This window comes from Ancylobacter sp. SL191 (assembly GCF_026625645.1).
GTDB lineage: Bacteria > Pseudomonadota > Alphaproteobacteria > Rhizobiales > Xanthobacteraceae > Ancylobacter.
In genome coordinates this window covers 738,526-754,000 of sequence record NZ_CP113056.1, presented here as the reverse complement: position 1 = coordinate 754,000, position 15,475 = coordinate 738,526, and the positions used below count along the sequence as shown (strand labels likewise).

Here is a 15,475-nt window from a genome sequence, read left to right as displayed (position 1 = left end):
CGGGCGGCGCAAAGCGGACCCGCGCAACAAGCAACGTGGCGGGCGACTGCCGGTTCCAGGCTCCTGGCTTCCGGCCCCCGTCTTCGCAGGAGACGTTCATGGCCGAGGCCGTCAACACGTCCGCTCCCGCCAAGGTGGGGCGCGGCAAGGTTTATAGCTCGATCACCGAGACCGTCGGCGATACCCCGCTGGTGCAGCTCAACCGGCTGCCCGCCGAGCGTGGCGTGAAGGCCCGCATCCTCGCCAAGCTCGAATTCTTCAACCCGATCGGCTCGGTGAAGGACCGCATCGGCGTGTCGATGATCCAGGCTCTGGAAGAGGCCGGCCTCATCCGTCCGGGCACCGTGCTGGTCGAGCCGACCTCGGGCAATACCGGCATCGCGCTGGCCTTCGTCGCCGCCGCCCATGGCTACCGGCTGATCCTCGTCATGCCGGAATCCATGTCGGTGGAGCGGCGCAAGATGCTGGCCCTGCTCGGTGCCGAGCTGGTGCTGACGCCGGCGGCGCAGGGCATGCGCGGCGCCGTGGCCAAGGCCGAGGAACTGGTGAAGGATCTGCCGGACGCCATCATCCCGCAGCAGTTCCGCAACCCGGCGAACCCGGCCGTTCACCGCCGCACCACGGCGGAGGAAATCTGGAACGACACCGAGGGCGGTGTGGACATCGTTGTCTCCGGCGTCGGCACTGGCGGCACCATCACCGGCATCGGCCAGGTGCTGAAGCCCCGCAAGGCGAGCCTTCGCATGGTCGCGGTCGAGCCCGAGGACAGCCCGGTGCTCTCCGGCGGCCAGCCCGGCCCGCACAAGATCCAGGGCATCGGCGCCGGCTTCGTGCCGGAGGTGCTGGACCGCGCGGTGATCGACGAGGTGGTGACCGTGGGCAACCAGACCGCCTTCGAAACCGCCCGCGCCATTGCCCGCCTTGAGGGCATTCCGGTCGGCATCTCCTCCGGCGCGGCCATCGCGGCGGCGCTGGAAGTGGGCGCCCGCCCGGAGAATGAAGGCAAGACCATCGTCGTCATCATCCCGTCCTTCGCCGAGCGTTACCTCTCCACGCCGCTGTTTGAAGGCCTCTGATCCCCCGCCATCCCCAGAGGGCGGCACCGCTTTCGGTCGCCGCCCTTCTAGTGCGACTCCCGCTTGGGTAAAGTCTCGGTGATTCGGTTGCGCGGCAGGCGGCGCGACCGGTACGTGACGCACCGGGAATCGACAGTCGGCAAGGGGGGACGGGCGCGGATGGCGCAGCCGGCCGGCAGAGACCAGGCCATGAACGGGAACGGTGCGGAGCCGCGCCCGGCGCAGCATGCGTCCGCGCCCCGCGCGCCCGTGTTCGGCCTGTACGCCGCCTCGCCGGAGCCGGAACACGACCTGCCGCTGTTTTCCGCCGCTTCCGCGCCGCGCCCGAAGCGCGGCCCGCGCCTCATGCGCCGCGTGCTTGCCGTGCTGCTCGTCGCCCTGCCGGCTGGCGGTCTTGCCGCGCAGACGGGCACGACGACGCCCGATGCCGTGGCCGGGCTGCTGGCGGCGGTCGCTGCGCTGGAGCCGGAGGCGCTGATCGCGCTCGCTCTCGTGCTCGGCCTCATCGCCTTCGCCACCACCACCGCCATCGTGCATGTGCGCTTCCGCCGGCTCGCCGCCGAGCGCGAGGGCTTTGCCTTTGGCGAGATCTCGCGGCTGGAGGCCCGGATCGAGGAAGGGCGCGCTTTGCTGATGGCGGAGCCGCAGATCGTCGTGGTCTGGCGCGAGCCGGGGGCCGATCCGGAGATCATCGGCAACACGCCCGCCTTTACCGGCGTCGCCGCGCCGACCCGCATCCTCGCCTATGGCGCCTGGCTTGCCCCGTCCTCGGCGCGTGAGCTTGAAGCGGGCGTCGACCGGCTGCGGGCGTCGGGCATGCCGCTGGCGCTGACGCTGGCGACGCAGGATGGCCGCCATATCGAGGCCGATGGCCGCCCGGTTGGCTCCGCGGTGATCCTGCGCCTGCGCGACATTACCGGCGTGCGGCTCGACCATGCCCGGCTCAGCGATTCCTACCGCGCGCTCGACGCCGAGACCGCCGCGCTGCGCCGCCTGCTCGACGCGTTGCCGGCCCCCGCCTGGATGGGCTCCGCCGACGGGCAGCTGCGCTGGGTGAATGCGGCCTATGTCCATGCGGTGGAGGCGCGCGACGGGCACGAGGCCGCCCAGCGCGGCCTGCATCTCATCGATCAGCAAGCCCGTGCGCAGGCCGCGCAGGCCCGCGCCAATGGCACGCCCTTCGCCGCCCGCATGCCCGTCGTGGTCGCCGGCAGCCGCCGCGTGCTCGACGTGCTGGAGGTCGGCACCCCCGCGGGCGTCGCCGGCATCGCGCTCGACGCCACCGAGGCGGAGAGCGTGCGCACCGAGCTTGCCCATGTGGTGAGCGCGCATCGCCGCACGCTCGACCAGCTCGCCACCGCCGTGGCGATCTTCGGCGCCGACCAGCGCCTCGTCTTCCACAACGCCGCCTATGCCAGCCTGTTCGAGCTCGATCCCGGCTTCCTCGACGACCGGCCGACCGACCCGGCGGTGCTCGACCGGCTGCGCGCCGCCCGACGCCTGCCGGAGCAGGCCGATTTCCGCCTGTGGCGCGAGGAACTGCACAGCGCCTACCGCGCCATCGAGCCGCGCGAGCACTGGTGGCATTTGCCGGGCGGGCGCACGCTGCGCGTCGTCACCGCGCCGAACCCGGAAGGCGGCGTCACCTATCTCTTCGACGAGGTTACCGAGCGGCTCGCGCTGGAGAGCCGTTACAATGCGCTGATCCGCATCCAGAGCGAGACGCTGGACGCGCTGGCCGAGGCGGTCGCGGTGTTCGGCAGCGATGGCCGGCTCGGCCTCAGCAATTCCGCCTTCGCCCGGCTGTGGAAGCTCGACGCCGCGCTGCTCGCCGCCCATCCGCATATCGACAAGGTGGCCGAGGCCTGCCGCGCGCTCGGCGGGGACGCGGAGGTCTGGGCGCGCCTGCGCGCCGCCGTCACCGGCATCGAGGCGCGGCTGCCGACCGAATTCCGCATGGAGCGGCGCGACGGCGCCATTCTCGACGGCTCGACCCAGCCGTTGCCGGATGGCGGCACGCTGGTGACGCTGCGCAACGTGACCGACAGCGTGCATGTCGAGCGCGCGCTGGTGGAGCGCAACGAGGCGCTGGTGGCGGCCGACCACCTCAAGAGCACCTTTGTCAGCCACGTCTCCTATGAGCTGCGCTCGCCGCTCACCACCATCATCGGCTTCGCCCAGCTGCTCGACGATGCCGGCGTCGGCCCGCTCAACACCCGCCAGCGCGCCTATGTCGGCCACATCACCGAATCCAGCGCGGCGCTGCTCGCCATCATCAACGACATTCTCGACCTCGCCACCATCGACGCCGGGGCGATGACGCTCGATGTCACCGAGGTGGAGGTCCGCGCGGCCATGGAGGCGGCGGCCGAGGGGGTGCGCGACCGCCTCGCCGAGGGCGGCATCCGCCTCGCCATCGAGCCCGGCAGCGCCTCCGGCACCTTCCGCGCTGATGCCAAGCGGGTGCGGCAGATCCTCTACAATCTGCTGTCCAACGCCGTCGGCTTCGCGCCGGAAGGCACCACCGTCACGCTCTCGGCCGAACGCGGCAAGGGCGAGGTGATCTTCCGCGTGCGCGACGAGGGGCCGGGCGTGCCGCCGGAGCTGGCCGAGCGCGTGTTCGACCGCTTCGAGAGCCACACCGCCGGCTCGCGCCATCGCGGCGCGGGGCTGGGCCTGTCCATCGTGCGCTCGCTGGTGGCGCTGCATGGCGGCACCATCACCCTGAGCCCGGCGCCGGGCGGCGGCACGCTGGTCACCTGTACGTTCCCCCTGGAAGCCGGCACCGGCCGGATCGCGGCGGAGTAGCGCCATGGCCGATCCCCGCAGCACCGCCCCCGTCGCCGCCCCGGCCGTCGCCCATTGGGAGGTGGTGCTGCCGGACGAGCACGCCACCGGCCGCCTCGCCATGGACCTCGCCGCCCTGCTTCAGGCGGGCGATGTGGTGGCGCTGGAAGGCGACCTCGGCGCCGGCAAGTCGACGCTCGCCCGCGCGCTGATCCGCGAGCTGGCGCAGGATCCGCTGCTGGAAGTGCCGAGCCCGACTTTCACGCTGATCCAGACCTATGACCTGCCGCGCCACCGCGTGGTGCATGCCGATCTCTACCGGCTCGGCGATTCCTCCGAGCTTGAGGAAATCGGCTGGTACGACCTGACCGACGGCGCGGTGACGCTGGTCGAGTGGCCCGAGCGGGCCGGCGAGGGCGCGCTGCCGGCCAACCGGCTGGAGCTGCGCATCAGCATCCCGCCGGACGCGCCGGAGCAGCGCCGCCGGGTGCGCCTGCTCGGCCATGGAAGGCTCGCCGGCGCGCTGCAGCGCATGCGCGCCATCCGCTCGCTGATCGACACTGCCGGCTTCGGCCCGGCCCAGCGCCGCCATTTGCAGGGCGATGCCTCGACCCGCACCTATGAGCGCCTCGTCGGCTCGCGCCGCAACGCCGTGCTGATGAACGCGCCGCGCCGGCCGGACGGACCGCCGGTGCGCGACGGCAAGCCCTACAGCGCCATTGCCCATATCGCCGAGGACGTGAAGCCCTTCGTCGCGCTGGCGCGCGGGCTGAAGGGGCTCGGCTTCTCGGCCCCCACCATCTACGCCGCCGATCTCGAGGCGGGGCTCTTGGTGATGGAAGATCTCGGCGAGGAGGGCGTGCTCGCCGGCACCCCGCCCGCACCCATGCCGGAGCGCTATGAGGTGGCGGTGGACGTGCTTGCCGCCCTGCACGCGAGCGAGCTGCCCGACACGCTGCCCGTCGCGCCGGGCATCGACCATGTGATCCCGCCCTATGACATTGAGGCGATGCTGATCGAGGTCGAGCTGCTGCTGGACTGGTATCTGCCGCATCGCGGCCTGCCGCCGGCCGGTCCGCTCGCGCGCGCCAGCTTTCGCCGGCTGTGGACGCAGGCGCTCGCCGCCTCGCTGGCGCAGGCGCCGACCTGGGTGCTGCGCGACTACCATTCGCCGAACCTCATGTGGATCGAGGAGCGCGACGGGCTGGAGCAGATCGGCCTCCTGGATTTCCAGGACGCGCTGATGGGCCCACCGGCCTATGACGTGGTCTCGCTCACTCAGGATGCGCGTGTCGATGTGCCGGAGGAGCTGGAGCTGGCGCTGCTCGGCCGTTACCTCAAGGCGCGCCGGGCCGAGGCGCCGGATTTCGACCTCAAGGCCTTCGCCGCCTCCTATGCGGTGATGGGCGCGCAGCGCGCGACCAAGATCCTCGGCATCTTCGCCCGGCTGAACCACCGCGACGGCAAGCCGGGCTATCTCAGGCACATTCCGCGCATCTGGCTCTATCTCCAGCGCAGCCTCGCCTTCACCGATCTTGCCCCGCTGCGGGCCTGGTTCGCCCAGCATGTGCCCCCGCCCGAGGGCGAGGTGCCGGCCGAGATGATCCGCGCCGCCCGTGCCGCGGCCCCGCCCTCTTTCCTGGCGCGCGAGGCGCCCGCGCCGGCGGCGCCACCGCCCGCGCCGGTTCCCCCGCCGCCCGCCGAGGCCGCCCGCGCTGCCCCGCCGGCGGATGTCATCGCCCCGTCATCCACCTCGGTCACGCCGGAAGAGCTGGGCGCGCCCGATCCCGTCGCCTCCGCCGAGACCCCTGATCTTCCGCCTGAGTTGCCGCCCGACGCGCCGACCAACCCGACACCGCATCCATGACGTCTCCCGCCTCCCCGATCCGCCGCGCCATGGTGCTTGCCGCCGGCCTCGGCACACGCATGCGCCCGCTGACCGACCGCATTCCGAAGCCGCTGGTCGAGGTGGATGGCACGCCGCTCATCGATCATGTGCTGGACCGGCTCGCGGATTCCGGGGTCGAGACCGCCGTGGTCAACCTGCACTACAAGGCGGACATCCTCGAAGCCCATCTCGCCCGCCGCAGCGGACCGCCCGCGCTCATCCTCTCCGACGAGCGCGACGCGCTGCTCGATACCGGCGGCGGCATCGTCCGGGCGCTGCCGCTCTTCGGGGCGGAGCCCTTCTATTCCATCAACTCGGACACCATCTGGATCGAGGGCATCCGGACGAACCTCGTCCAGCTTGCCGCCGGCTTCGATCCCGCCACCATGGATGCGCGCCTGCTGCTCGCGGCGACCGCGACGTCCATCGGCTATGACGGGGCGGGCGACTTCACCATGGACCGCGAGGGCCGGCTGGAGCCGCGCCATGAGCGGCTGGTGACGCCCTTCGTCTATGCCGGGGCGGCGGTGCTGTCGCCGCGCCTGTTCGAGGGCGCGCCCGACGGCGCCTTCTCGCTGGCCCGGTTGTTCCGCAGCGCGGCGCAGGAGGGGCGGCTCTTTGGGATGCGGATGGAAGGCACATGGATGCATGTCGGCACGCCCGAGGCCATCGCCGAGGCGGAGGAAGCCATCCGCCGCTCGACGGCGTGAGCCAAAGGTGGGATGACGCCGCATGACCGACGTGCTGCGCCGTCCGCCGCGCCTTTTTACCATCCCGCCCTCGGCGCCTTTTCTGCCGACCCTGACCGATGCGCTGCTCGACGGACGGCTGATCGAGGGTTTCGCCCCCGGCCATGACCCGCTGGCGCTCGCTTCCGCCACCATCTTCCTGCCGACCCGCCGCGCCGGACGCCTGCTGGCCGAGGCGCTGACCGCGCGCATGCCCGGCGGGGTGACGCTGCTGCCGCGCATCGTGCCGCTGGGCGATGTCGACGAGGATGCGCTCGCCTTCGCCGAGAGCTTCACCGGCCCGCCGCGCGCCGTGCCCCCGACAACGCGGCGCCTCGCGCTCGCCAATCTCGTCGCCGCCTGGCGCCGGGCACTGCGCGCCGATGATGGCCGCGTCGCTGTCGCCGCCGGTCCCGGTGCGGAACTGGCGCTGGCCGACGCGCTGGGCAAGCTGATCGACGAGATGGCGGCGCAGGAAGTGCCGTGGTCGCGCTTCGACACGCTGGTGCCCGGCGAGCACGATGCCTATTGGGACATGGCGCTCGATTTCCTGAAGGTGGCCCGTAATTTCTGGCCGGCGCTGCTGGCCGAGCGCGGCGAGGTCGATGCCAGCGTGCGGCGCGACACGCTGATCGCCGCCGAGGCCGCCCGCCTTGCCAGCCTGCCGGATGCGGGGCCGGTAATCGCGGCGGGCTCGACTGGCTCGATGCCGGCGACCGGGCGCCTGCTCGCCACCGTCGCCCGCCTGCCGCGCGGCTGTGTCGTGCTGCCGGGCCTCGACACCCATCTCGACGAGCGCTCCTGGGCGGCACTCGGCGATGAGGAGGCGCCCGCCGCCAGCCACCCGCAATTCGGCCTCGCCCTGCTGCTGGAGCGCCATATGCGCGCCCCGCGCACGAGCGTTATCAGCCTCGCGGAGCCCGCCCCGCATGGGCGCGAGGCGCTGCTCTCCGAGGCGCTGCGCCCGGTCGCCACCACCGAAGCCTGGGCGAGCCTGGACGAACGCTTGCCGGGCCCCGCCATGGAGGCCGCCTTTGCCGGCCTCAGCCTGATCGAGGCGGAGGATCAGCGCGAGGAGGCGTTGTCCATCGCCGTCGCATTGCGCGAGGTGCTGGAGACGCCCGGCGCCACCGGCGCGCTCATCACGCCCGACCGCGACCTCGCGCGCCGCGTGGCGGCGGAGCTGCTGCGCTTCGGCGTCGCCATCGACGATTCCGCCGGCGAGCCGCTGTCGGAAAGCGTGCCCGGCCGCTTTGCCCGGCTGGTGGCGGATGCCTGCGCGGAAGGCTTCGCGCCGGTGCCGCTCACCGCGCTGCTGCGTCATACGCTGGCGCGCTTCGGCCTTGCCGCCGCCGAGCTCGACGCCGCCGCCGATGCGCTCGAACTCATGGTGCTGCGCGGCCCCCGCCCGGCCGCCGGCCCCGATGGCCTGCGCGCGGCGGTGGAGGGGTTCGATCCGGCGCAGCACCACCGCAGCGACCCGCGCGCGGCGCTGGACGAGGGAACGCGCGCTCGCGCCGCGACGCTGGCCGCCCAGCTCGCCGCCGCCCTCGGCCCTCTCGCATCCCTCAACGCGGGCACCCATCCCTTCGCCACCCTGCTCGCGGCGCATCGCGCGGCCATCGAGGCGGCGTGGAGCGGGCCGGATGGCGGGACGCTTACCGAGGAGGCGGCGCTCGCCGACCTTGCCGGCGCTTTCGAGGCGATGGCGGAAGGGGCGGGCCTCGCCCCGGCAATGAGCCTTGCCGACTACGCCGCCGCGCTGCCGCTGCTGCTGGCCGACCGGCCGGTGCGCCCGCCGCTGGTCCTGGGTGCCCGGCTGCGCATCTTCGGTCCGCTGGAAGCCCGCATGGTCCACGCCGACCGCGCGGTGCTGGCCGGCCTTGTCGAGCAGACCTGGCCGAGCACGGTGCGCACCGACCCCTGGCTCAGCCGGCCAATGCGGGCGGCGCTGGGGTTGGAGGCGCCGGAGCGGCGCATCGGCCTCTCCGCCCATGACTTCGTGCAGGCCTGCGGCGCGCCCGAACTCATCCTCTCCCGCCCGCGCAAGATGGGCGGCGCGCCGACCGTGCCCTCGCGCTTCCTCCAGCGCCTCGCCGCCGTCAGTGGCCCGGAGCGCTGGGCGGCGGCGCTGGCGCGGGGCGACCGCTTCCGGCGGCTCGCCGGCCTCATCGACACCGCGCCGCGCGTGAAACCCATCGAGCGTCCGCAGCCCGCCCCGGATCTGGCACTGCGGCCGACGCGGCTCAGCGTGACCGAGATCGAGACCTGGCTGCGCGACCCCTACACCATCTATGCCCGCCATGTGCTGCGCCTCGTCCCGCTCGACGGTTTCGACGAGGAGCCGGGCGCGGCCGAGCGCGGCAGCGCCATTCACGAGGCGCTGGGCGCGTTCGCGCGCGATTTTCCCGAGGCCCTGCCGACGGATGCCGAAGCGGTGCTGCGCGACTATGGCCGGCACGCCTTTGCCCCGCTCGAAGCCTTTCCGGCGGAATATGCGCTGTGGTGGGCGCGCTTCGAGCGGCTGGTGCCGCGCGTCCTCGCCTGGGAGCGTGGGCGCCGGCCGCAGGCGCGGCGCGTCTTCGCCGAGATTGGCGGACGGTTGCCGCTGGCGGGCGGGCGCTTCACCCTGACCGGCCGCGCCGACCGCATCGAGCAATTGCGCGCCGGTGGGCTCGCCATCGTCGACTTCAAGACCGGCGTGGTGCCGAGCGCCAAGCAGGTGGCGGCCGGCTATTCGCCGCAACTGCCGCTGGAAGCCGCCATGGCGGCGGAAGGCGGCTTCCGCGACGTGCCGGCGGAAGATGCAGCGGGGCTGGTCTATGTCCGCCTCGGCGTCACCGAGGTGAAGGAGACCCGCGGCGTGGAAAAGGACACGACCGCCGCCCTGCTGGCGCAGGAAACGCGCGCGCGGCTGGAACAGCTCATCGCCGCCTTCGAGAACCCCTCCGTCGGCTATGCCTCGCTGGCGCGACCGATGTTTCGCGGACGCTTCGGTGATTACGACCATCTCGCGCGGGTGAAGGAATGGTCGACGGCCGGGGAGGGCGATGAATGAGCGGACTTCCCGCCACGCCGGCGCTGCGCGCGGCTACCGAGCTCCAGTCCCGTGCCTCGGACCCGGCCATCTCCGCCTGGGTCTCGGCCAATGCCGGCTCGGGCAAGACCCATGTGCTGGCGCGCCGGGTGATCCGGCTCTTGATGCGCGGCGTGCCGCCGGGTCGCATCCTCTGCCTCACCTACACCAAGGCCGCCGCCGCCAATATGGCGAACCGGGTGCTGGACGAGCTGCGCCGCTGGGTGACGCTGGACGATGCGGCGCTCGATGCCGCCATCATCGCCGCCGATGGCGGGCGGGTGGATGCGCTGCGCCGCGCCCGCGCCCGCCGGCTGTTTGCGCAGGCGCTGGAGACGCCGGGCGGTCTGAAGATCCAGACCATCCATGCCTTTTGCGGCGCGCTGTTGCACGCCTTCCCCTTCGAGGCCGGCGTGCCGGCAGGCTTTGGCGAACTGGACGAGCCGAGCCGCCAGGAACTGCTCGCCCGCCTGCGTTCCGAGGTCGTGCTGGAGGCCGCCGGTGCGCCGGCGAGCGCGCTCGGCGAGGCGTTGGGCCTTCTCGTTGACCAGGTGTCGGACGCCGGCATCACCGAGATCATCGAGGCGGTGGTCGCCGACCCGCAGGCGCTGGAAGCCAGCGACGCGGAGCTGGCCGATGCCGTCGGCCTCGCCGGGCCGATCGACCCGCGCGATGTTGAGCGGCGCATCGTCGATGAGGCGCTGCTGTCCCGCGGCGCGTGGCGCGGGCTGGGCGAAGCGTTGATCGAGGAAGGCGGCAATTGCGCGCGGCGCGGCCGCGCTTTGCTCGCTGCCGATGCCGCCCCGGCCGATGCGGCGGCGGATGCCTATGCCTCGGTCTTCCTGAAGGATGATGGCGAGGCTTATGGCGAGAGCCAGTTCGGCCCGGCCAAGGTGCGCGAACGCTACCCCGCCTTGCTCGCCGAGCGCGACCGCGTGGCCCCGCTCGCCAAGCTGCTCGCCGCCGCCCGCGCCTATCAGCGCAGCCGCGCCGTGCTCACCCTCGGGCGCGAGTCGATCCGGCGCTATGAGCGGGCCAAGGCCGCGCGTGGCGTGCTCGACTTCGCCGATCTGGTGAACAATGCCCGGCGGCTGCTCGCCTCCGGCGCCTCGGCCTGGGTGCATTACAAGCTCGATCAGGGCATCGACCATGTGCTTCTCGACGAGGCGCAGGACACCAGCCCCGAGCAATGGGAGGTGATCCGCCCGCTGGTCGCCGAGTTCTTCGCCGGCGAGGGCGCGCGGCCCGATCCGCTCGGCATCGGCCGCTCGCTCTTCGTGGTGGGCGACGAGAAGCAGTCGATCTTCTCCTTCCAGGGAGCGGACCCGCGCCGCTTCGACACGGTCCGCCGCGATTTCGAGCGCGCCGGCGGCAGCGGCTTCGCGCATATCCCGCTCAAGCACTCCTTCCGCTCGGCGCCCGGCATTCTGGCGGCGGTGGATGCGGTGTTCACCGAGCCGGCGGCGCATCGCGGCCTGTCCGCGGAGAATGTGCGGCCGGTGCATGAGGCGATCCACGACGCGCTGCCGGCGTTGGTCGAGCTGTGGGAGCCGGAGGCACCGACGCAGGCGGTGGACATCGACGCCTGGCAGCGCCCGCTGGACGCCCCGGCGGCCGACGATCCCAAGGCGCGGCTCGCCCGCAACATTGCCAGCCACATTGCCGCCCGCATCGCGCAGCGTTTCCCCCTGAGCGGGCGGCATGGCGCGCGCCCGGCGCGGCCGGGGGACTTCCTCATTCTGGTGCGCCGGCGCGACGGGCTGTTCGAGGCGATCATCCGCGAGCTGAAGCAGGCGCATGTGCCGGTCGCCGGCGCCGACCGTCTGGTGGTGGCCGAGCATATCGCGGTGATGGACCTGATGGCGCTGGGCGACGCGCTGCTGGCGCGCGATGACGAACTGGCGCTGGCCTGCGCGCTGAAAAGCCCGCTCTTCGGCTTTGACGACCACGATCTGATGGCACTCTGTCCGGGGCGCACGGGCCGGCTCGAGGAGACGCTGCGGGCCCGCGCGGGGGAGAACCCGCGCTGGGCGGCGGCGGTGGAGCGGCTGGCGCGGCTGCGTGTCGAAGCCCGGCGGCTGCGGCCCTTCGATTTCTTCGCCCGCGTGCTTGGCCGCGAGCGCGGGCGCGCCGCCATGCTGGCCCGGCTCGGGCCGGAGGCGGCGGATGCGCTCGACGAGATGCTGGCGCTCGCCCGCGCCTATGAGAGCGTCGAGGCGCCCTCGCTCGCTGGCTTCCTTGCCTTCCTGCGGCGCGGCGGCGCCGAGGCCAAGCGCGACATGGAAGCCGGGCGTGACGAGGTGCGGGTGATGACCGTGCACGGCGCCAAGGGGCTGGAGGCACCCTATGTGATCCTCGCCGACACCACCGGCGGGCCGATGACCCGCCGCACGGCGGGGTTGGTCCGCGTGGAGCGGGCGGATGGGCGACGCATCGCCGTCCACGCCCCCTCGAAGAAGCGCGACACCCCCGCCATCGCCGCCGCCCGGCAGGCCGAGGATGCCGCCCAGCAGGACGAGCAGCGCCGCCTGCTCTATGTCGCGCTGACCCGCGCGGAGACGGCGCTTGTGCTGTGCGGGGCGGATGGCAACCGCGCCCGGCCGGCGGAATGCTGGTACAACCTCGTCCATGACGCGCTGGCGCCCGACGCGGTGGAGCATCCCGCCCTCGGTTTCGAGGGCACGGTGAAGCGCTGGCGCGCGCCCGACGAGGCGCTGCCCGGCAGCGTGAACGTCCCTTCCGAGGCTACGCCCGCCCCCGACGCGGCGGAGCTTGACCTCGCCCGTCGCCTCGCGGCGCCCCCGGCGGGGATGGCGATGCCGCGCCCGGCGCTGCGGCCCTCCGCGTCGCCGTCCGCCTCTTCGGCCGGGCCCGTCATTCCGCCGGACCGGCAGGCGATGGAAGCGGCGCGCGCGCGCGGCGAGCTGCTGCACCGGCTGATGGCCGCCCTTGCCGGCGTGCCGGCACATGAGCGCGCGGCACCCGGCCGGCGCCTGCTGGCGGCGGCTTCGGATCTGCCGGAGGCCGCCCGCGAGGCGCTGCTGGCCGAGGTGCTGGCGGTGCTGGACCTGCCGGAACTCGCCCCGCTCTTCGCCGCTGGCGGGCAGGCGGAGGTGCCCCTTGTCGGCACGCTGGAGGACGGCACGCCGGTCTCCGGCCGAATCGACCGGCTCGCGGTGACGGAAAGCCGCGTGCTGGTGGCCGATTTCAAGACCGATCGGCATGTCCCGGCGCGCGCGGCTGACCTGCCGGCCGCGCATGTGCGGCAGGTCGCGGTCTATGCCCGGCTGCTGAGGAAACTGTTTCCGGGCAAGGAGATCGGCGCCGTTCTGGTTTATACGGCGGGTCCGCGTGCCTTCACGCTGGACGCCGTGGCGCTGGCGCAGGCTGGGGACGGCGTCACGTCGCCGTGACGCTGCCTTGACGCAAGCTAGGGCGGCTACCTACGTTGGGGGCAACTTGTTAATTCCCGTATAGAGGTATGCGCCATGAGCGTTGAAAAAGTGTCGGACAGCAGCTTCGAGGCCGACGTGCTGAAGTCGTCCGGGCCGGTGATCGTCGATTTCTGGGCCGAGTGGTGCGGCCCCTGCCGCATGGTTGCCCCGGTGCTCGACGAAGTGTCCGGCGAGCTGGACGGCAAGGTGAAGATCGTCAAGCTGAACGTCGACGAGAACCCGAACACTGCGTCGAAGTACGGCATCATGTCGATCCCGACCCTGCTGCTGTTCAAGGACGGTCAGATCGCCGCGCGCCAGGTCGGCGCGGCGCCGAAGGCCAAGATGCTGCAGTGGATCAACAGCTCGATCTGAGACGGCTGTCGCCGCTCTGACCGTGCCGTGACGACCCGCATTGCGAAAACCCCGGCCCGCTCCGCCGCGCCGGGGTTTTTCGTGCGTGCCGCCTGTCAGCCGGCGCCGCTGACCGCGTGAACGGTCGCGCATCCCCGCCGCGTGTCTCTGCCGCGTGACGGGGGCATCCATGCGGGGGGCTGCTGCGTATCTCCCGTATGCACACGCGTACCGTAGCCGCCGCGCCACCACCCGCCTTTACCCGTCTCGCTTGGCTGCTGGCGGGAGCGGGCACGCTGCCCTTTCTCGGGGGCATCGTCGACCTCGCCTCGGGCGGCGGGGCCGCGCTCGCCGTCGTGCCGATCTATGCGGCGGTGATCGCTTCCTTCATCGCCGGCATTCATTGGGCGGCGGCGCTGCTGGAGCCGCACCGCTTCGGCATAAGGCTGCTCATCGCCAGCAATGGCGCGGCGCTGCTGGGCTGGCTCGGCGCGCTGCTGCCGCCGACGCCGGGCTTCCTGCTCTTCGCCGTGCTGTTTCCGGCGCTGGCGGGGGTGGACCGCCAGCTCTGGCGCGTGGGGCTGTGGCCGCTCTGGTTCTGGCATCTGCGCGCGGCGATCAGCGCCGTCGTCACCCTTGCCTGCCTCGCGCTGGCCGCCCTTGCCGCCGGGAGGCTCGCATGAGCCGGATCGCGATCATCGGCGGCGGGGTCGGCGGGCTGACGCTGGCCCATGCGCTCAGGGACGTCGCAGCCATCACCGTGTTCGAAAAGGGCCGGGGGCTGGGCGGGCGCACCTCCACCCGCCGCGAAGGCTCCTTCAACTTCGACCATGGCGCGCCCTGCTTCACCTGCCGCACGCCGGAGTTCGACGCCTGGCTGGCGCCGTTGCGCGCGGCGGGCGTGGTGGCGGAATGGGCGGGACCGGTGGTGAACCTCGCCGGCGGGCGGATCATCGGGCCGCGCCTGTGGACTGAGCGCCATCTGGTCGGTGTGCCCGGCATGAACGCGATCGCCCAGCACCTCGCCACGGGGCTCGACATACAGGTCGGGACCGAGGTGGCCCCGCTGGCGGTCGGCGGGCGAGAGGGCGGCGGGTATGATCTTGCGTCCCCCGCCGGCGTGCCGCTCGGCCGGTTCGATCTGGTGGTCTCCACCGCCCCGCCTCACCAGACGCGGGCGCTGTTCGGTCCGGCGGTGCCGGTTGACACGCTGCCGCAGGGCGCGATGAAGCCACGCCATGCGCTGATGGTCGCGTGGGAGAGCCCCTGGCCGGCGCCGTGGATCGCCGCCAAGGTGCAGGATGGGCCGATCCGTTCTGTGTGGGTGGACAGTTCCAAGCCCGGCCGAAACGCCGCCCACACGACGCTGGTTGCTCATACGCGCAGCCCCTGGTCGGCGCTGCATGAGGCGAGTACCGGCCCCGCGCTGGAGCCCGTATTGCTGGAGGCGCTGCGCCGCACGCTGCCGGTGGATCTGGGCGCCCCGGCCTTGGTGCGGGCGCATCGCTGGCGCTCGGCGCTCGTGGCCTCCACGCCGCGCTCCGGCCCTTGGTATGATGTGGCGTCTAGCCTTGCCGCCACCAGCGACTGGGCGCTGACCAGCCGGATCGAGGAGGTATGCCTCGCCGCGCTGTCGCTGGCCGACCGCATCAAAGCGGGGCTGTCATGAGCCGCGTCACCGTCTGGTACGATTCGCAGTGCCCGCTCTGCCGGCGGGAAATCGCGACGATGCGCCGGCTCGACCGCACCAACCGCATCGCCTTCGTCGATCTGCATGGTGACGGGACTTGCCCGCGCGACCGGGGCGCGATGCTTGCGCGCTTCCACGCGCAGGAGGATGGCGTGCTCTATCAGGGTGCCGCCGCCTTCGCCGCCATGTGGCGGCAGATCCCGCTGCTGCGCCCGCTCGGCCTTGCCGCGCGCAACCGGCTGGTGCTGGCGGGGCTGGAGGTGGCCTATCGCGGCTTTCTCCATCTACGACCCCTTCTTCAACGCCTTGCCCGCAGCTTCGAGCCAGCGGCGCCGCGCTAGACGTCGAGCCCGGCTTCGGGAATGCCAGAGCGGGCGCGCAGCGCCGTGAGCGGCACATCGGCGACACTCCGGAAACTCCAGCCGGCGCGCCGCCCCCCTGC

The 15,475-nt window shown here is 72.6% G+C and carries 10 protein-coding genes; all 10 read left to right on the top strand.

All coding sequences use genetic code 11. The features are described 5' to 3' along the window. The first annotated feature begins 98 nt into the window (after window positions 1–98). Window positions 99–1,076, top strand: a complete 978-nt coding sequence (gene cysK / locus OU996_RS03275) for a cysteine synthase A (RefSeq protein ID WP_267584231.1) — start codon at window positions 99–101, stop codon at window positions 1,074–1,076. A gap of 189 nt (window positions 1,077–1,265) precedes the next feature. Next, window positions 1,266–3,884: a sensor histidine kinase gene (locus OU996_RS03270; RefSeq protein WP_267584230.1), complete on the top strand. Its 2,619-nt coding sequence runs from the start codon at window positions 1,266–1,268 to the stop codon at window positions 3,882–3,884. 4 nt (window positions 3,885–3,888) lie between these two features. Then, window positions 3,889–5,730, top strand: a complete 1,842-nt coding sequence (gene tsaE / locus OU996_RS03265) for a tRNA (adenosine(37)-N6)-threonylcarbamoyltransferase complex ATPase subunit type 1 TsaE (protein WP_324290726.1) — start codon at window positions 3,889–3,891, stop codon at window positions 5,728–5,730. Beyond that, window positions 5,727–6,461: a nucleotidyltransferase family protein gene (locus tag OU996_RS03260; protein WP_267584229.1), complete on the top strand. Its 735-nt coding sequence runs from the start codon at window positions 5,727–5,729 to the stop codon at window positions 6,459–6,461. The genes tsaE and OU996_RS03260 overlap by 4 nt, the downstream gene beginning before the upstream one ends. 22 nt (window positions 6,462–6,483) lie before the next feature. Beyond that, a complete protein-coding gene (gene addB / locus OU996_RS03255) occupies window positions 6,484–9,537 on the top strand; it encodes a double-strand break repair protein AddB (protein WP_267584228.1) in 3,054 nt (1,017 codons plus the stop codon). Continuing rightward, window positions 9,534–12,968, top strand: a complete 3,435-nt coding sequence (addA, locus tag OU996_RS03250) for a double-strand break repair helicase AddA (RefSeq protein ID WP_267584227.1) — start codon at window positions 9,534–9,536, stop codon at window positions 12,966–12,968. The genes addB and addA overlap by 4 nt, the downstream gene beginning before the upstream one ends. A 75-nt stretch (window positions 12,969–13,043) precedes the next feature. Continuing rightward, a complete protein-coding gene (gene trxA, locus OU996_RS03245; protein ID WP_267584226.1) occupies window positions 13,044–13,364 on the top strand; it encodes a thioredoxin in 321 nt (106 codons plus the stop codon). A 197-nt stretch (window positions 13,365–13,561) separates the two neighbouring features. Further along, window positions 13,562–14,026 (top strand): DUF3429 domain-containing protein, encoded by a 465-nt coding sequence (locus tag OU996_RS03240; protein ID WP_267584225.1) that lies wholly within the window; start codon window positions 13,562–13,564, stop codon window positions 14,024–14,026. Continuing rightward, a complete protein-coding gene (locus tag OU996_RS03235; RefSeq protein WP_267584224.1) occupies window positions 14,023–15,012 on the top strand; it encodes an NAD(P)/FAD-dependent oxidoreductase in 990 nt (329 codons plus the stop codon). The genes OU996_RS03240 and OU996_RS03235 overlap by 4 nt, the downstream gene beginning before the upstream one ends. Next, the gene (locus OU996_RS03230; RefSeq protein ID WP_267584223.1) at window positions 15,009–15,374 is read left to right on the top strand and encodes a thiol-disulfide oxidoreductase DCC family protein; all 366 of its coding nucleotides are present in this window, start codon (window positions 15,009–15,011) and stop codon (window positions 15,372–15,374) included. Before OU996_RS03235 ends, OU996_RS03230 begins: the two co-directional genes overlap by 4 nt. The last annotated feature ends 101 nt before the right edge of the window (window positions 15,375–15,475 follow it).